Origin of the sequence: Cobetia sp. 5-11-6-3 (genome assembly GCF_013374055.1) — a bacterium.
GTDB lineage: Bacteria > Pseudomonadota > Gammaproteobacteria > Pseudomonadales > Halomonadaceae > Cobetia > Cobetia marina.
In genome coordinates this window covers 40,589-57,429 of record NZ_BLWJ01000008.1, presented here as the reverse complement: position 1 = coordinate 57,429, position 16,841 = coordinate 40,589, and the positions used below count along the sequence as shown (strand labels likewise).

Here is a 16,841-nt window from a genome sequence, read left to right as displayed (position 1 = left end):
CCAAGTGACGTGCAGTGAGTGACGTCTGACCGACAATACGCAGTACGGCAATTTCCATGACGGCGCGGCTTCGCCAGCCGTGTCGTCATGCAGGACAAGCACAAGGAACGGCTCCAACTACACAGGACACGCCATGATGTCTGAGCAAGCCAACGCGTCATCGACGCCCGCCTCTTTCTCTTCTTCCTCGCCACTGGAAATCCTCGCCTTTGGCGAAGCGATGGCGCTGCTGGTCGCCGAAAGCGAGGGCGATCTTGCACAGGTCTCGCACTACGAGCGACGCATCGCCGGCGCCGATACCAACGTGGCCATCGGCCTCGCCCGGCTGGGATTTCATGTCGGCTGGCTGAGCCGCGTGGGCGACGACAGCCTCGGGCGCTATCTGCGCCAGACCCTGGAAGACAACGGGCTGGACTGTCGCCACCTGACCCGCGACGGCGATGCCCCTACCGGCCTGATGTTCAAGGCACGCGCCAGCCAGGGAGAAGATCCGCATGTCGAGTATTTCCGTCAGGGCAGCGCCGCCAGCCGCATGAATGCCAGTGACGCCGATGGCATCGACTTCAGCGCCCTGCGCCACCTGCATGCCACCGGCATTCCGCCGGCCATCTCCCCCAGCTGTCGTGAACTATCCTTCCATCTCTTCGAACAGGCCCGTCAATCCGGTGCCAGTATCTCCTTTGATCCCAATCTGCGCCCTACCCTGTGGTCAAGCGAGCAGGAGATGCGCGACACACTCAATCAGCTGGCAAGCCGCGCCGACTGGGTGTTGCCGGGGCTTGCGGAAGGCGAGCGACTGACCGGCCAGAAGACGCCTGAGGCCATCGCCGGCCACTATCTCGAGCAAGGTGCCAAGGCCGTCATCATCAAGCTGGGCCCTGAGGGCAGCTATTACCGCGGGATGATCGGCGGCCAGGAAGCCGCCTTCAGCGTTCCGGGCCTGCGGGTCGACAAGGTCGTCGATACCGTGGGGGCAGGCGACGCCTTTGCGGTAGGTGTCGTCAGCGCACTGCTTGAAGGGCTCTCCCCGAAAGACGCCATGCATCGCGCCAATCTGCTCGGCAGCCGTGCCGTTCAGGTGCGGGGTGACATGGAGGGCCTGCCGGATCGCGCGACGCTCAAGGCGCTCGAAGCGGGTGATGCCGTCAGCGTGTCCTGAGTTCGCGGCCGGTTTCCAATGACAACCAGTGGTGACACAACCAGTGATGACACGACCAGGGGTGACACACTCCCGACGGCAGTCTGCCGGTCAGTTCATCGCCCACGCTCTCAAGGAGGCAAGGATGCATGCACAGCACTACTCGGCCCGAGGTAACAGCCATATGACAAGTGACGCAGACGAGTGCGTGACCCGCCGCAAGGTTGTGGTGCTCAAGGCGCTGGATGATGAGCAGATGGCCACCCTGCGCGAGCGGCATGACGTCGTGCTGCTAGAGGGGCATGACAGCGCCGAAGCGCTGGATGCGGCACTGCACGACGCCCTGCACGATGCCCATGGACTCATCTGCTCTGGACACAGGATCACGGAAGCGCTGTTGGATGCCGCCCCCGCACTGCGGGTGATCTGCACGGTCTCCGTGGGCTATGACAACTACCCGCTTGAAGCGATGGACGCGCGCGGCATCCTGCTGTGCAACACCCCGGACGTGCTGACCGAGACCACCGCCGATGTCGGCTTCCTGTTGATCATGGCCACGGCACGACGCGCGGTGGAGCTGGCCAACATGGTGCGCGACGGCCAATGGACACATGGCCTCACACCGCCTCACTTCGGTACGGACGTGCACGGCAAGACACTCGGCATGGTGGGCATGGGCCGCATCGGCGCGGCGATCGCGCGGCGCGGTGCACTCGGCTTCGGCATGCGAGTCCAGTACTCGAATGCCTCCCCCAAGCCTGCGCTGGAGAGCGAACTGGGCGCGAGCCGCGTCGTGCTGGACACCTTGCTCAAGACCAGCGATTTCGTCTGCGTCACCGTCCCGCTCAGCGAGCAGACTGACCGCCTGATCGGCAGGCGTGAGCTGGAACTGATGCCCGCCAGCGCCATCCTGATCAACATCGCCCGCGGGCGTGTCATCGATGAAGCGGCCTTGATCGAATGCCTGGAACGCGGCGGCATTCTCGGTGCCGGGCTGGATGTCTTCGAGCAGGAGCCGCTGCCGGCAAGTTCACCGCTGACGCGCCTGCCACAGGTCGTGGCGCTGCCGCACATCGGCTCTGCCACCCATGAGACACGCCGCGCCATGGCGCAGCGGGCGCTGGACAACCTGCTGTTGGCGCTGGCGGGGAAATCACCGCTGAGTGCGGTCAATGAAGCCAACTGGACGCGCCGGTAGACCGGTGGCCGGTAGACCGGTGGCCGGCATGCCGGTGACGCCGCCCCTTCGACACTTGGCTGCCAGACCAAAGTGCTGAGGGGAGCGCGGGCGAATTGCTCTATGCTCTGGACATGGATTTGGAACCATCCAAAAACGTCTCCACCCCGGCCATGAGTTCGGGATGACAACAAGAAAACGCCCAGGGAAGACGCCATGAAAGATCCCATCACGACACCGCCGGCCAAGGCAGATGCCACGGTGTCATCGCAGGCCCCGTCATCACAGGCCCCGCCATCACAGAGCGCCTCGAGCAGCATCACGCTTCAGGATATCGCGGCACATGCCAAGGTCTCGCGCAGCACGGTCTCGCTGGTGCTGCGCGAAAGCCCGCTGGTGGCGAAACGCACCCGCGAGAAGGTCCAGGACTCCATCAAGACACTGGGCTACGTCTACAACCGTGGCGCCGCCGCCATGCGCGGCAGCCGCACCGCGACCCTGGGCGTGGTGGTCTATGACATCGCCAACCCCTTCTTCGGCTCCATGGTCGCGGGGATCGATGCCGCCCTGCATCAGGAAGGCTATGTGTCATTTCTCGCCAACAGCGAGGATTCCCCTGAGCGTCAGCAGCGCTTCATCGAGCGCATGCGTGAACATCGTGTCGATGGCCTGTTGCTGTGCCCCGCCGAACACTCAGACCCGAACCTGATCCATCAACTGGCCGACTGGGGCATGCCCTGCATCCAGGTGATGCGCTATCTGGACGCCCCGCCCTTCGATTACGCCGGCACCGATTTCCGGCGCGTGGCCGAGATGGCCGTCAATCACCTCGTCAGCCTGGGCCATCAGCGCATCGCCTTCATCGGCGGCGCGGACCACTCGGTCAGTCATGACCGCTGGCTAGGTTATCAGGCCGCGCTGGATCATCACGGCCTGAGCTATCGCCGCCTGGTGCGCGGCAATGGCGTGACGCGGCGCGTCGGCCATGAGCTGATCAAGACCCTGATGCAGGAAAGCCCTCGCCCGACGGCCGTGGTCTGCCACAACGACCTCGTGGCCTTCGGTGCCATGCTGGGACTGCGCCAGATGGGGCTGGAACCCGGTCGCGACTGTGCCGTGATCGGCACCGATGATGTCGAGGAAGCCGAACTGGGCGACCCGCCCCTGACCAGTATCGCCACGCACCCCTACGCCATCGGGGAGCAGGCGGCGCGACTGGCATTGCGACGGATCGCCAATCCCGGCGGCGAGCGAGAAAGCGTCATCATGCCGCCGGAACTCAAGATACGCCGCTCCTGCGGGAGTCCTGACGACGCCATCGTCGAGACGCCTCGCCCGGACTGACGCCAACGCTTTCTCTGAACGGCGGGTCATGCCTGGAGAGCATCGGCTGGCCGCGCAACCCCCGAGCATGGACCGGCCGTCTGGAGACTGCCGGTCTGGCAAGCCGCAAGACTGCAAGACGGAAAGACAGAAAGACGCAAGGCACAACAACAAACAACGCCAAGGAAAACGCCATCATGCTGAATTGGATCAATCCAACTACGTCCACCCCTGCCATTTCCCAGCGCTCACCTGTGGGCGCCCGACTGTCCAGAGGGCTGAGCAAGGGGCTGGCCGTCGCGGCCACCACCGGCACCCTGCTGGGCGCCACGCTCGGCTTCTCGGCCAGCGCCCAGGCAATGGAGCTGCGCTTCGGCCACGCCGGCACCGAAGATACCGCCTATCAGCTCGGCGCCGAGCGCCTGCGAGACCTGCTCGCCGAGAAGACCGATGGCGACATCACCATGACCATCATGGGCAACTCGGTACTGGGCCATGAAACCGAGATGTTCGAGCAGCAGATGGCCGGCGCGCTGGACATGTCCATCGTCAGCCCCGGGCTGATCACCGACTTCTCGCCCACCGCCAACGTGTTCACGATCCCCTTCCTGTATCGCGATGTCGACCACTGGCAGAAGGTGCTGGATGGCGAGGTCGGGGAAGAAATCGCCCAGAAGATCAGTGACGAGACCGATGTGAAGGTGCTGGCCTATTTCGGTGGCGGCAAGCGTCACATCGTCAGCTCGCGCGAAGTCACCTCACTCGATGACCTGCAGGGTCTCAAGCTGCGCACCAATCCGACCAAGCCGTTGATCGTCGCCTGGCAGGCACTCGGGGTCGAACCGAGCGTGGTGGCCTGGAAGGAGATCTACACCGCCATCCAGCTGGGCGCGATCCACGGCCTGCTCAATGAGCCGGAATGGACACTGCGCATGCGCTTCCACGAAGTCGCCCCCAACATCGCGCTGTCCGAGCACGACATCACCGTGCGCCTGCTGACCATGTCCAAGATGTCCTGGGACAACCTGGATGAGCAGCAACAGCAGACATTGATGGAATCTGCGCACGAAGCGGCGGCCTACGCCCGCAAGGTGCAGCTGGAGCAGGACGCGGCAGCCCTCGCGGAGCTGGAGAAGCAGGGTGCCAAGCTGCATGAGATCGACCGTGAGCGCATGCAGGAGATCGTCGCCGAGCCGCTCAAGGAAGTGATCGCCGAGATGGGTCTGCAGGACATCTACGACAAGGTACGCGCCGTCAGATAAGGCATGTCAGGCGGGGCGCCTCACCTGCAGCCAACTCTGGCCTCAGGACAGGCGCCCCGCCACCTTCCTCTGCCCCTGGCGCACGTCACCTCGCGTGTCATCACTCTCGTGTCGTCGCTCTCCTTCCCTCGCACTCTTCTTGAGAGGACAGTGCCATGCCTTCTGTGCTCGCAGGGCTCTCACGCCTGAACCGGACGCTCGAACGTCTGCTCTATCTCGTCTTGCTGGTGCTGCTGGCAAGCTTCATCGTCTTCATCATCTATCAGATCGCCAGTCGCAACCTGGCCTTCCTGCCTCGCCTGTTCTGGACCGAGGAATTCAGCCGCTTCGCCTTCCAGTGGATGGTGATGCTGGGCACCGCCGTCGGGGTGCTGCATGCCGATCACTTCGTGCTCGAAGCCTTCCCTCGCGGCAGTCGCGCCGACCTCGTCACGCGCTGGATCCGTGATCTCGCCTGCCTGCTGCTGGGGGTACTGTTCATCGTCCACGGCAAGGACTTCGCGCTGTCGGGCCTGCGCCGCAGTGCCATGGCCTCGGGGCTGTCGATGATCTACGTCTATTCGGTGTTCACCGTCAGTGGCGTCTTCATCGTGCTGTTCAGTCTGCAGCGACTCTTGCATGCCTGGCTGTACGGCATGACCGCCATGGAAGCGGCACTCAATACGCCCAGCGAGGCGGAAGAACTGGCGACGCCGGAGGAGACGCAGGCCGTCCTGTCCCCCGTCATCGCCGGCCATGCGCATGACGCCACTGATCGGAGAACACTGCCATGATGCCAATGGACTGGCTCTACCTGATGCCCTGGCTGCTGTTCGGCGTGCTGGGCATCCTGATCGTGATCGGCATTCCCATCGCCATGGCACTGGTGCTGACGGCGACCACGCTGATCCTGCTGGACCCGCGCCTGACCTACTGGATCATGTTCCAGCGCATGTACAACGGCATGGATTCCTTCGTGCTGCTGGCCGTGCCGCTGTTCCTGCTCGCCGGCAACCTGATGAATGCCGCGAGGATCACCGACCGCCTGATCACGCTGTGCATGCGACTGGTCGGCCACTTCCGTGGTGCGCTGGCCCACGTCAATGTGCTGGTCAGCATGCTGTTCGCCGGGGTCTCCGGCTCCTCCACCGCTGACAGTGCCGGCGTGGGCACGGTACTGATTCCGGCCATGAAGCGCGAAGGCTATCCGGTCAGCTTCGCCGTCGCGGTCACCGCAGCCTCCTCCGTGATGGGCACCATCATCCCGCCGTCGATCAACATGATCGTCTGGGGTGCACTGACCAACACGTCGATCGCCGGCCTGTTTCTCGGCGGCATTCTGCCCGGCGTGATGATCGGCGTGGCTCAGCTGCTGCTCAATACCCGCTACGTGCGCCGCTACAACGTGCCGGTACGCAAGCGTGCCACCCTCAAGGAGCTGGCAAGCTCCGGCAAGGATGGTCTGCTGGCCTCGGGGATTCCGATCGTGATCATCGGCGGCATTACTCTGGGCATCGTGACGCCGACCGAGGCCGCGGTGATCGCGGTGGTCTACGCACTGGTGCTGGGCTTCGTGATCTATCGCGAGCTGGATCTCACCAAGCTGCTCAATGCCTCCACCGACACCGTCAGGCTGTGCTCGCTGTCGCTGTTCAGTCTGGTGGGCGCGGCCATCTTCGGGTATCTGATCAGCTTCTATCAGATTCCGCCGAAGCTGATGGCGGGCGTCAGCATCACGGACCCGACCGTGCTGCTCATCGTGATGACCATCGTGCTGCTGGTGATCGGCACCTTCATGGATGCCCTGCCCGCCATGGCGATCATGGCCCCCATCTTCTATCCGCTGGCGATGGCGGCAGGCGTGCACCCCGTGCAGTTCGGTGTCATCGGCGTCATGGCGCTGGGCCTGGGGCTGATCACGCCGCCCTACGGCCTATGTCTGATGATTTCCGCCAAGATCGGCGGCATCCCCCTGCTCAAGGCCATGGCGACCACCATGCTGTACCTGGGCGTGATGCTGGCCGTGATCGTGCTGATGATCCTGTTCCCGGAATTCGTGCTGGCGATCCCGCGCCTGATCGCTCCCGATTTCGTCTAGCAGCCCCCTGGCCAGACAGACCTGTCTGTCTGGCCTCATGAACAAGAACGGCCACCCCGGTCTAGACACCGGGGTGGCCGTTCTTGTTTGAGTGGCGTACCCGCCGTCAGGCCAGTCTTTGGGGCGCCAGCCGCTGGATCGCCAGCCGCTGGATCGCCATCTCGAGGCCACGGATTTCCGCCAGCCCTTTCATGCGCCCATACAGCGGGTACCCCGGGCGGGTCTCGCGGCGTGCATCGTCCAGGATGTGGTGGCCATGGTCCGGGCGCATCGGCAGGGGGGCTCCACCAGACGCCAGGCGGCGGCGCTCTTCTGCCACCAGCACACGGATGATCTCCACCATGTCCAGATCCCCCTCGAGATGCTGTGCTTCATGGAAGGAGCGCTTGTCCTCGCTGTCACGCCCGGTGGCTCTGAGATGAGCGAAGTGGATGTGAGAGGCAAAGCGGCGCGCCATGATGCTGAGATCGATATCCGGATTGGCACCGTAGGAGCCGGTACAGAACGTCAAACCATTGGCCGGACTGGGTACGACACCCAGCAGCCAATCAGCATCGACCATGCTCGAGACCACGCGCGGCAAGCCGAACATCGGCCGCGGCGGATCATCGGGGTGAATGGCCAGTCGAATGCCGACCTCTTCCGCCACCGGCACGATGGCCTTGAGGAAGGTGGCCAGATGCTGGCGCAGGCGCGCGGCGTCAATTCCGTCATAGGCCGCCAGCGCGGCGCGGAATTCCGCCAGGCTGTAGCCCTCTTCTGCACCGGGCAGTCCTGCAATGATAGTGCGGATCAGCCTCTCGCGACTGGCATCATCCAGCGTCTCGAGATGCTGCCGCGCGGCCTGCTGCTCCTCGCTGGTGTATTCGCGCTCGGCGCCGGGGCGCTCCAGCAGATAGAGATCAAAGGCCGCGAAGGCATCCTGATCAAAGCGCAGGGCCGTGCCACCTTCCGGCAGCTGCCAGGCGAGATCGGTGCGCGTCCAGTCCAGTACCGGCATGAAGTTGTAGCACACCGTGGTGATGCCACACTCCGCCAGATGGCGCAACGACTGCTGGTAATTGGCGATATGGCGATCACTGCCGGGCGCTGCCTGCTTGATGCTCTCATGGACGGGAATGCTCTCGACCACCGACCACCTGAGACCGGCCGCCTCGATCTGCGCCTTGCGCTCGCGAATGGCGGCCAACGGCCATACCTCGCCATTGGGTATCTCATGCAGCGCCGTGACGATACCTGTCGCGCCAGTCTGACGAACTTCCTCGAGCGTGATGGGATCCTCGGGACCGAACCAGCGCCATGTCGCTTCCATGTCATCTCCTTGACGGTCAAAAAAGGGCGGACAACACCCACCGACAAAATATGACAACTTGTATCAGGTGCTGCCATGCGACCTATGTCGCTGGCGATGACGAGCCGACTCATGTCGCTCCCTGACACCGACATGCTTCCTCACCGGAAAGCCGTATCGTGGGACTGGGCGAGACCACCTCTCGCACTGACACCCACAAAATAAATCCACTAATATCAATATATTGAGCGAAATGACGAGTAACGAGAGCGGAACGTGACGCTCGCGTGCCCCACGACGTCCTTCGCGTGCCATGCCGGTCAGCCATGGTGATGAGTGCCATTTTCGCTTCCGACACTAGACTTATTGATCATCCAAAGTTGTCAATATTTGTTTGATCAGTCATCTCAAGCCCCCTATAGTGATCTCGGAAACCCCATCAGACGCACGTGTCGACTGATCACTCTGGCCAGGCACGTTGCCGAGAGCCGAGCCTCCTTACCCATAGACTGACGACGGACGCCATATGACTGCCATTACTTCTACCGAGCACGCCAGCTACGCCGAGCTCTCCTCCGTGACCCGCGAGCGTTTGATGCGCGCTTCCACCGCCTCTCTGCACACCCTGCTCTTCAAGCGTGGCCTGCGAAACACCTTCATCCAGAACGTGGTGCAGATGAACCGCAAGACGACCCACATGGTGGGCCAGGCCTTCACACTGCGGTATATCCCGGCACGCGAAGACATCGACACCGTCGCCGCCTTCCGCGACCCCAAGCACCCGCAGCGCCTGGCGGTGGAAACCGTCCCGTCCGGGCATGTCATGGTGTCTGACTGCCGTCAGGATGCCTCGGCCGCCAGTGCTGGCAGCATCCTGCTGACCCGCCTGGAGTATCGTCAGTGCGCCGGTTTCGTCTCCGATGCCGGTATCCGGGATTCCGGCGCCGCTGCCGAGATGAACCTGCCGATCTTCTGCGCCAAGCCCAGCGCCCCGACCAACCTGACCAAGCACCATGCAGTAGAGTTGCAGGTGCCGATCGGTTGCGGCGGCGTGCCGGTCTTCCCGGGCGACGTACTGGTGGGCGACGCCGATGGCGTGATGGTCATCCCGCTTGAGCTGGCCGACGAGATCGCCGAGGAAGCCAGTCAGATGGAAGATTTCGAGGATTACGTGCTGGAGAAAGTCCGTAACGGCACGCCCGTGATCGGCCTGTATCCGCCGACCGACGAAGCACGCGCAGAATTCGAACGCTACATGGCAGCCAAGCAGTAATCTGCATGTCGCCCATACCGTCTTGTCCACGGTAACCCCGGACGACAGGTCACGCCGGCCTGTCGTCCACCGCCCCTCCTGCATCAATGCGTATCGAGTGACCACAACCATAACAACACTGGAGTCGTGCCATGCTCTGTCAAGACGATCGCCAAGACACCCGTCAAGCCAACTCACGTCGTCTCACGCCGAGCGCTCGCTCAAGGACCCGCTCCCGTTCACTGCTGGCGTTGCTCGCCCCGATTGCCCTGTCCGGCATGGTCGCGGCCTCGCCCTTCGTCAGCACCGGGGCCCAGGCCGACTATCCGGTGCGTGACATCCGACTGATCGTGCCGTGGCCCGCCGGCGGCGGCGCCGATGCCATCAGCCGCAAGATCAGCAATCTCGCCGAGCAGGACCTGCCGAAATCGATCTACGTCGAGAACATCGGGGGTGCCATCACCGCCACCGGCCTGATGCAACTCAGCAAGGCCCGTCCGGATGGCCATACCGTCGGCGTGATGACCTATGACAGCATCATCACCCTGCCTCGCGGCAACCTGGTGCCCGGCTACTCGCTGGACCGCATGATTCCCTTCGCTCGCATCACCAAGGAAGCGGACGCCATCGTGGTGTCCAAGCAATCCGGTTACGAGAATTATGAGCAGCTGATCGAGGCGGCACGCGCCAACCCCGGTACCGTGCGTATCGGTGTCGCCCCGCGAGGTTCCGGCCCCTACCTGGCAGTTCGCCGCCTGGAAGCCGCAGCCGGTGTCGAATTCAATGTCATCACCTATCCGGGCTCTTCCACCGCCGAAGCCGAGGCACTGCTGTCCGGCGAGATCGACGGTGCCATCTCGAGCCTGGGTGACTTCTCCGGCATTCTGGAATCCGGGGATGCCCAGGGCATCGTCGAATTCTCGTCAGAGCAGAACCCCGCCTACCCGGAAGTGCCGCCGATGAGTGAACTGGGTGGCAATCTCGAGACCGGCAGCTTCATCGTGCTGGCCGTGCCCAAGGGCACGCCGGATGAGGTAGTCAGCACGCTGGAAAATGCCTACCACACGGCCTACGAGACACCGGAATTCCAGAAGTGGATCACGGGCGTCGGCGTCACGCCCAGCTGGCTGGGCGGCGATGAGGTCAATGCCTGGATCGAGGATTACCAACAGAAGACCTTCACCGCCATGGATGAACTCGGCCTGTAGACGCGCCGGCAAGCGGCACCGCTGAGTGTCGATGCCACTCGACGTCTACCCGTCCTCCTTCACTTCCATCGTCAAGCGGCGTCCGGCAACGGGCGCCGTCAAGGAATTCTGTCATGTCCTCATCCGCTTCCCCTCCCCGACGCCACTGGTTGATCAGCGGGGCGACACCGCTGACGCTGGTCATGACGGCCGTCAGTGCGCTCTATCTGATCAGCGCCTTCCAGATGGCGCCGCCATTGGACAATGGCCGCCTGACGGCCTCGTTCTTCCCTGCCCTCATCGGGTGCATCGCGCTCGTGCTCTGCGTGGCCCAGCTGGTCAGCCAGCACCGCGCCAGCCGCGGCGCTGCAGCGGATGACGGCAAGGAGTCTTCCACGACCGACGGCGACGCCAGCGCACCGCTGTTCTCACCGGCGCTGCGCCTGATGCTGGTGACCGCCCTCTATATCCTGGCGTTTTCGCACCTGGGGTACCTGCTAGCGTCCGCACTCTATGTCTTCAGCGTGATGCTGCTGTTCTCGGGGCGTGAGAAATGGATCAGCAAGGCATTGATCGCCTGCGCCATCTCCGCACTGGGCTATCTGCTCTTCGAACAACTCTTCAATGTCCACCTGCCGACCTTCGAGCTGTCCGCTCTCGTCGCCACGAGTGGAGGATGACGCATGGAATTCATCGCTCAGGTATTTTCAAGCTTCGCCCTGCTGCTGGACCCGGTCATCCTGTTCTACGTGGTCGCCGGCTTCGTGATCGGCACCATCTTCTCGGCCATCCCGGGCCTGACCGCCACCCTGGCGCTCGCCCTGCTATTGCCGCTGACCTATAGCCTGGACGTGACTACCGCCCTGATGGCGTGTGCCAGCATCTACATGGCCGGCATGTGTGGCGGCAGCATCACCGCCACCACCATCAACATCCCCGGTGCGCCCTCCTCGATGATGACGGCACTGGAAGGCTATCCCATGCAACAGCGTGGCGAAGGTGCCCTGGCACTGGGTCATGCCTCCTTCGGTTCGATGGTCGGCGGTAGCCTCGGCGCATTGCTGTTGATCGTGCTGGCACCGTTCATCGCCGAGGCCTCACTGCTGGTCAAGACCACCGGCAAGTGCGCACTGATCGCCTTCGCGCTGATCGTGATCGTGGTCGCCCAGCGCGGCAACATCCGCAAAGCCGGCATCACCGCCTGCCTGGGTCTGATGCTGGCGACGATCGGGCTGGACGCCATGCAGCCACTGGCGCGCTTCACCTTCGGCATCAGTGAGCTGACTGCCGGGATCGACCTGATGCCGGTCATCATCGGCACCTTCGCCATCAGCGAGCTGCTGATCCAGGTCGGCAATCGCAAGAAGGACGCCGCCATCCGCCAGCAGCTCAAGGCCAGCCAACAGCTCAAGCGTCGTGATTTCATTCCGCCGCTGAGCGCCATTCGCGAGATCGGCATCGGCTGCTATCTGAAGTCGACGCTGATCGGCTACATGGTCGGCACCCTGCCCGGCGCAGGCGGTTCGATGGGCGGCTTCCTCGCCTACGTGGAAACCGTGCGCACCTCGAAGAAGCCCGAGAGCTTCGGCAAGGGCAATCCCCAGGGCATCGCCGCCGCCGAAAGTGCCAACAATGCCGTCTGTGGTGGCGCTCTGGTGCCGATGCTGACCTTCGGGATTCCGGGCGATCCGGTCACAGCCATCGTGCTGGGCGTACTGGTGATCAACGGCATCCAGCCGGGGCCGCAACTGATGGCGTCACAATCCGGACTGATCGCGCCGATGCTGGCCTCGCTGCTGTTCAGCGCCCTGATCCTGATTCCCCTGACGCTCTATCTGATGGGTCCCTACTTCCTGCGCATCGTCACCATCCGCAAGGACGTGCTCTACGGTGCCATCGCATTGCTGGCCGTCGTCGGCAGCTTCGTGGCCACCTACTCCGTGTTCCAGATGATGATGACGCTGGTGCTGGGCATCGTCGCCTACCTGATGCGCAAGCATGATTATCCGGTGATCACGCTGCTGCTCGGCTTCATTCTCGGCCCGAACCTGGAAGAGTTCCTGCGCCGCGCGCTGACGCTCTCCAACGGCAACCCGATGACCTTCCTCACCACGCCGGACAGCCTATTCTTCGTCGTGCTGACAGTGGTCTTCGTCTACTTCCTCGGTATCCGCAAGCCGGTGCAGCTCAAGCAGACGCCCCCCGAGAAGGCAGGCTCGACGGGCTGAACGCTCCTTCGCGCCTCGCACCTGCGAGGCGCTGAGTGATCCAGGCAAGAGTCGCCTGAAACGCTAGACGTCGGTGAAAGACAAGACAGCCCGCCATCCATGATGGCGGGCTTTTTATGCGTTATCCGTCATGTGATTGTCGAGAACCGCAGAAAGCCAAGCTCAGTTTCGAGAGCTGTCTTCATTGACTTTCTGCCGCTCACCTACCACAGCGCAATCCGCTCGCGCCTGACAGGCTCGTGACGACTCAGGAGAGGCGTCTGACAATAAATTGTGCAAGGATCTTGCAAACAGTTAGTGAGAACGATTAGCATTGCCAACCGTTAGATATAACTATTCAAGCAAGGGAATCCACGTGCATCTCCGTCTCCATCCGCTTACCGCCGCCGTCCTTTCCGCCAGCGCACTGACTCTCGGCGCCACGAGCCATGCGCTCGCCGACGACATGTCCACGCTTGTCGTCAGCGAAGACCGTCTTGAACAGAATGTCGTGATCAGCGCCGAAGAGATCGAAGAACGCCAGGCTCGTGACCTGGAAGACCTCTTCCGTGCCGAACCGGGGGTCAGTGTCGGTGGCGGCATCGCCATCGGCCAGAAGGTCTATGTTCGTGGACTGGAAGACACCAACCTGAACGTCACCATCGATGGCGCGCGTCAGGGTGGCTATCTCTTCCACCATACCGGCCGACTGACCATTGACCCTGCCCTGCTCAAGCAGGCGGAAGTCGATACCGGCCCTGCGACGGCGGATGATGGCCCGGGGGCGCTTGGCGGCAGCCTCCGCTTCGAGACCAAGGATGCGCAGGATCTGCTCAAGCCCGGTCAGGATCTGGGGGCACGCGTCTCCGTCGGTACCGAGAGCGCGGCGGACGCCACCTCCGGCACCACGGCGTTCTATGGTCGTCTGGGAGAAAATCTCGGTCTGATGGGATATGTCAGTGGTCGCAACAGCGATGATTATGAGGTCGGCGGTGGCGGTGAGCAGGAGCAGACCGCAGGCCAGCAGCGCGGCTACCTGCTCAAGATGTCTCTGCTGGACGTCAATGATCAGGACCTGCGCATCAGTGCCGAGCGCACGACCGATCACGGCACCTACTTCACACGCCCTCACATGCCGAGCTTCAGCAGCCAGCAGCCGACCTATCAGGAAATGGAGCGTGAGACCTTTACCGTCAATCACGCCTGGCACCCGGGCAATGACCTGATCGATACGAAGACCACCCTCTATCACACCACCCAGGAACTGGATCGTGTCGAAAGTGGCAGCACCAGCCGCTCCCGCGAATTCGGCGCGGATGTTCGCAACACCTTCCGTCTGAAGACGGGTGATGTGGCGCATGCCCTTACGACTGGCGTGGACTTCTATGATCAGGACACCCGTCGCTCCGATGACGCAGGCAGCTCTGGCCCCAACAACGAAGACACCTCACGCAACCTGGGAGTCTACGCCCAGAACCGCATGACACTGGGCCCGTGGGCTCTGTCCGTTGGCGCGCGCCTGGATGATTACGACAGCGATTACGGCGAGGCGGGTAGCGTCAGTGGCAGCGAGGTCTCCCCCAACGCGATTCTGAGTGTCGATGCCACTGACAACCTGACCCTGCATGCCGGTTACGGCGAGGCCATCCGGGGTGCCAAGGCGCGGGAAGTGATCCTGATCGGGGATGATGTCACCATCGCACAGGGGCTTGAGCCGGAGAAGGCGCGTCAACGTGAAATCGGTCTGGATTGGCATCAGCAGGATGCGTTGACCCAGGGCGATCGCCTCGGCTTCGCGCTGACCGGCTTCCATACCGATATCGAGAACTACCAGGCCTATGATCGCGGCAGTGATCCGGCGGTGCTCTACAACCTGGATGGCGACGTCGAGAGTCGTGGCTATGAAGCCAGCGTGAACTGGGGAGTCGGTGGCTATGACACCCGCCTGGGCTACGCCAAGGTCGTCATGAAGAACAACGACGGCGACCCGCTGGGTGACGAGATGAACATCGGTGCCTCCACCGGCGACAAGTGGACCTGGGATCACCAGTACCGTCTTGCGCACCACGACATCACGCTGGGCTACACCCTCAATGCGGTGGAGCGCCTGGAGCGCGTGACGCAAGGCGATGAGGAAAAGCCGGGCTACGTGACGCACGACATCCGCGCCCAGTGGACACCGGCCGCCTGGCAGGATCTGACTCTGACGTTGGCGGTCAACAATCTGTTCGACAAGCGCTACAGCGATCACAGCAGCTACCTGCTCAGCAGTGGCGACAGCATGCTGGAGTCAGGTCGTGACATCCGACTGGGTGCCAGCTACCGCTTCTGAGTCCGTCCGCTGTTTGCGGGTCAGTCAGCCGGTGCTCGCGATGCGTTGACTGTCAGATTGCCCCACAGGCCTGCCTGTGGGGCTTTTTCGTGTCCGAACCACCCGCCTTGCACCTGACGCGCCGGTGTCAGTCGGCCTGCTCGGTCTCGGCGTCCTGTTGCTTGGCCAGCTTGTGACCATCTTCTGACTGACCGATCTTCCAGTAGCTCGAGACATAGAAGTGGGACTTGGGAATCTCGTAGGCCTGCTTGAGGTGAGCACGTAGCGCACGCATGCTGCCGAATTCACAGGCCGCCCAGACAGAGATCTGACCTTCCAGTCTCGGCAACGAGGCAACCTTCTCCAGCAGCGGCTGGCCTTCCGGGTCTGGCTGCGGGTTGATCAGCCAGTGCAGCTCGATTCCCGGCGGGTGCTCAAGCGTCTGGATGTCAGCCGCATCCGGCACTTCAATGATGGCGTGCCCTCGGGCATCCGCCGGCAGTTCGGCCAGATTGACGCTGATCGCCGGCAACGCCGTCATGTCACCCGCCAGCAAGAAGCTGTCGGCCGCCATGTTGATCAACTTCCTGGGCCCCGGGCCGCCGATGGTGATGCTGTCACCCGGCCTGGCACTGGCCGCCCAGACAGACGCCGGGCCTGCCTCTTCATGCAGCACGAAATCGACATCGATCTCGGTCGCGCGCTGATGACGAATGGTATAGGTGCGCATCATCGGTCGCTCACCTTCTCCACGCGCGAAGACCAGCTTGATGTAGGCACTCTCCTGGTCTTCGGGAAGGGAGCCGATATTCTCGCCCCCCAGCGTCACGCGCAACATGTGTTCGGTGACACGCTGGGTACGAATCACCTCGAGGTCTCGCATCGCGGGCTTGGCCATCTCACGCACTCCTGTCGTCGTTGCCATTGGGCACATCAGCACTGAAATCCCCGCATGCGGAGACGTTGTCCATCATGCGAGTCGCCGTGTTCAGAAAGGCCGCGATCTCCTCATCACCGAGATCACCGGCCATGCGCTGGGCCGTCTCCTGTTCCAGCACCTTGACTCGCTCCAGCATGTCACTCCCCGCTGCGGATACCTGCAGCAGCTGACTGCGCCGGTCCTGCGGGTTCTGGTGTCGTGACACCAGCCCGCGGGCCTCCAGCTCGTTCAGGACGCGAGTGACACGCCCCTTGTCCTGCCCGAGCAGCTGCCCGACCTTGTGGGCGGTGCATTCGGGAACCCGGACGATGCTCTTCAACATCCGGATGTGCAGGACAGGCAAGTCGATGCCGTGCTGCTGGATGCCATCGCGCAGCTGCTTGCGATAGACGTGCATCAGACGATGCAGCACTTCATGCAAAGCGGTCGTTGCCATGGTCTTCCATCAGTTGGTTGCTAAAGGGCAACTATATGGGCGGTTGGTTGACACTGTCAACAAATATCCAAAGAAGACGTATTCTCATTGGCTCGCCCAACTCAGTCGCCCAACTCAGTCGCCCAACTCAGTCGCCCAACTCAGTCGCCCAACTCAGTCCCGCCTGGCAACTCCGCCACCCGGACGCATTTCATGCGCCATGAGAGGCGTGAATTCAACGACTTGTCCCATGGCCGCCAC

General features: G+C 62.9%; 14 protein-coding genes. 11 read left to right on the top strand and 3 right to left on the bottom strand.

What is annotated here, in order from left to right; translation table 11 throughout:
* Positions 1–136 precede the first annotated feature (136 nt).
* The 6 genes from HXS66_RS13425 (at position 137) to HXS66_RS13400 (ending at position 6,977) form a co-directional block, all read left to right on the top strand.
* The gene (locus HXS66_RS13425) at positions 137–1,159 is read left to right on the top strand and encodes a sugar kinase (protein ID WP_176503916.1); all 1,023 of its coding nucleotides are present in this window, start codon (positions 137–139) and stop codon (positions 1,157–1,159) included.
* Positions 1,160–1,322: 163 nt separating this feature from the next.
* The gene (locus HXS66_RS13420) at positions 1,323–2,336 is read left to right on the top strand and encodes a D-glycerate dehydrogenase (protein WP_176503799.1); all 1,014 of its coding nucleotides are present in this window, start codon (positions 1,323–1,325) and stop codon (positions 2,334–2,336) included.
* 195 nt (positions 2,337–2,531) lie between these two features.
* Complete coding sequence (locus tag HXS66_RS13415; RefSeq protein ID WP_176503798.1) at positions 2,532–3,659, top strand: LacI family DNA-binding transcriptional regulator; 1,128 nt, start codon at positions 2,532–2,534, stop codon at positions 3,657–3,659.
* A gap of 176 nt (positions 3,660–3,835) precedes the next feature.
* Positions 3,836–4,900 (top strand): TRAP transporter substrate-binding protein, encoded by a 1,065-nt coding sequence (locus tag HXS66_RS13410; protein ID WP_176503797.1) that lies wholly within the window; start codon positions 3,836–3,838, stop codon positions 4,898–4,900.
* A gap of 155 nt (positions 4,901–5,055) precedes the next feature.
* The gene (locus HXS66_RS13405) at positions 5,056–5,673 is read left to right on the top strand and encodes a TRAP transporter small permease (protein WP_176503796.1); all 618 of its coding nucleotides are present in this window, start codon (positions 5,056–5,058) and stop codon (positions 5,671–5,673) included.
* Positions 5,670–6,977 (top strand): TRAP transporter large permease, encoded by a 1,308-nt coding sequence (locus HXS66_RS13400; protein ID WP_084208372.1) that lies wholly within the window; start codon positions 5,670–5,672, stop codon positions 6,975–6,977. The genes HXS66_RS13405 and HXS66_RS13400 overlap by 4 nt, the downstream gene beginning before the upstream one ends.
* 106 nt (positions 6,978–7,083) lie before the next feature.
* Here the strand turns inward: HXS66_RS13400 and uxuA are convergent, their stop codons facing one another.
* Positions 7,084–8,289, bottom strand: coding sequence for a mannonate dehydratase (uxuA, locus tag HXS66_RS13395; protein WP_176503795.1), 1,206 nt, complete (start codon positions 8,287–8,289; stop codon positions 7,084–7,086).
* A 505-nt stretch (positions 8,290–8,794) separates the two neighbouring features.
* Here uxuA and HXS66_RS13390 point away from each other — a divergent pair.
* From HXS66_RS13390 to HXS66_RS13370, 5 genes are all read left to right on the top strand, one after another.
* Complete coding sequence (locus tag HXS66_RS13390) at positions 8,795–9,541, top strand: ribonuclease activity regulator RraA (protein ID WP_077377604.1); 747 nt, start codon at positions 8,795–8,797, stop codon at positions 9,539–9,541.
* A gap of 131 nt (positions 9,542–9,672) precedes the next feature.
* Complete coding sequence (locus HXS66_RS13385; RefSeq protein WP_255303259.1) at positions 9,673–10,728, top strand: tripartite tricarboxylate transporter substrate binding protein; 1,056 nt, start codon at positions 9,673–9,675, stop codon at positions 10,726–10,728.
* Positions 10,729–10,841: 113 nt separating this feature from the next.
* Positions 10,842–11,387: a tripartite tricarboxylate transporter TctB family protein gene (locus HXS66_RS13380; RefSeq protein ID WP_077377607.1), complete on the top strand. Its 546-nt coding sequence runs from the start codon at positions 10,842–10,844 to the stop codon at positions 11,385–11,387.
* Between the two features lie 3 nt (positions 11,388–11,390).
* A complete protein-coding gene (locus HXS66_RS13375) occupies positions 11,391–12,935 on the top strand; it encodes a tripartite tricarboxylate transporter permease (RefSeq protein WP_176503794.1) in 1,545 nt (514 codons plus the stop codon).
* Positions 12,936–13,290: 355 nt separating this feature from the next.
* Positions 13,291–15,246, top strand: coding sequence for a TonB-dependent receptor domain-containing protein (locus tag HXS66_RS13370; RefSeq protein WP_176503793.1), 1,956 nt, complete (start codon positions 13,291–13,293; stop codon positions 15,244–15,246).
* A 127-nt stretch (positions 15,247–15,373) separates the two neighbouring features.
* Here the strand turns inward: HXS66_RS13370 and HXS66_RS13365 are convergent, their stop codons facing one another.
* Positions 15,374–16,123, bottom strand: coding sequence for a siderophore-interacting protein (locus HXS66_RS13365; protein ID WP_077377619.1), 750 nt, complete (start codon positions 16,121–16,123; stop codon positions 15,374–15,376).
* 1 nt (position 16,124) lies between these two features.
* Positions 16,125–16,601: a MarR family winged helix-turn-helix transcriptional regulator gene (locus HXS66_RS13360; RefSeq protein ID WP_084208366.1), complete on the bottom strand. Its 477-nt coding sequence runs from the start codon at positions 16,599–16,601 to the stop codon at positions 16,125–16,127.
* Between the last annotated feature and the right edge of the window lie 240 nt (positions 16,602–16,841).

Excerpts from the sequence above, each read along its gene's own strand:
- HXS66_RS13425 (WP_176503916.1), top strand. The coding sequence starts at position 137 with ATGTCTGAGCAAGCCAACGCGTCATCGACGCCCGCCTCTTTCTCTTCT.
- HXS66_RS13420 (WP_176503799.1), top strand. The coding sequence starts at position 1,323 with ATGACAAGTGACGCAGACGAGTGCGTGACCCGCCGCAAGGTTGTGGTG.
- HXS66_RS13415 (WP_176503798.1), top strand. The coding sequence starts at position 2,532 with ATGAAAGATCCCATCACGACACCGCCGGCCAAGGCAGATGCCACGGTG.
- HXS66_RS13410 (WP_176503797.1), top strand. The coding sequence starts at position 3,836 with ATGCTGAATTGGATCAATCCAACTACGTCCACCCCTGCCATTTCCCAG.
- HXS66_RS13405 (WP_176503796.1), top strand. The coding sequence starts at position 5,056 with ATGCCTTCTGTGCTCGCAGGGCTCTCACGCCTGAACCGGACGCTCGAA.
- HXS66_RS13400 (WP_084208372.1), top strand. The coding sequence starts at position 5,670 with ATGATGCCAATGGACTGGCTCTACCTGATGCCCTGGCTGCTGTTCGGC.
- uxuA (WP_176503795.1), bottom strand. The coding sequence starts at position 8,289 with ATGGAAGCGACATGGCGCTGGTTCGGTCCCGAGGATCCCATCACGCTC.
- HXS66_RS13390 (WP_077377604.1), top strand. The coding sequence starts at position 8,795 with ATGACTGCCATTACTTCTACCGAGCACGCCAGCTACGCCGAGCTCTCC.
- HXS66_RS13385 (WP_255303259.1), top strand. The coding sequence starts at position 9,673 with ATGCTCTGTCAAGACGATCGCCAAGACACCCGTCAAGCCAACTCACGT.
- HXS66_RS13380 (WP_077377607.1), top strand. The coding sequence starts at position 10,842 with ATGTCCTCATCCGCTTCCCCTCCCCGACGCCACTGGTTGATCAGCGGG.
- HXS66_RS13375 (WP_176503794.1), top strand. The coding sequence starts at position 11,391 with ATGGAATTCATCGCTCAGGTATTTTCAAGCTTCGCCCTGCTGCTGGAC.
- HXS66_RS13365 (WP_077377619.1), bottom strand. The coding sequence starts at position 16,123 with ATGGCCAAGCCCGCGATGCGAGACCTCGAGGTGATTCGTACCCAGCGT.
- HXS66_RS13360 (WP_084208366.1), bottom strand. The coding sequence starts at position 16,601 with ATGGCAACGACCGCTTTGCATGAAGTGCTGCATCGTCTGATGCACGTC.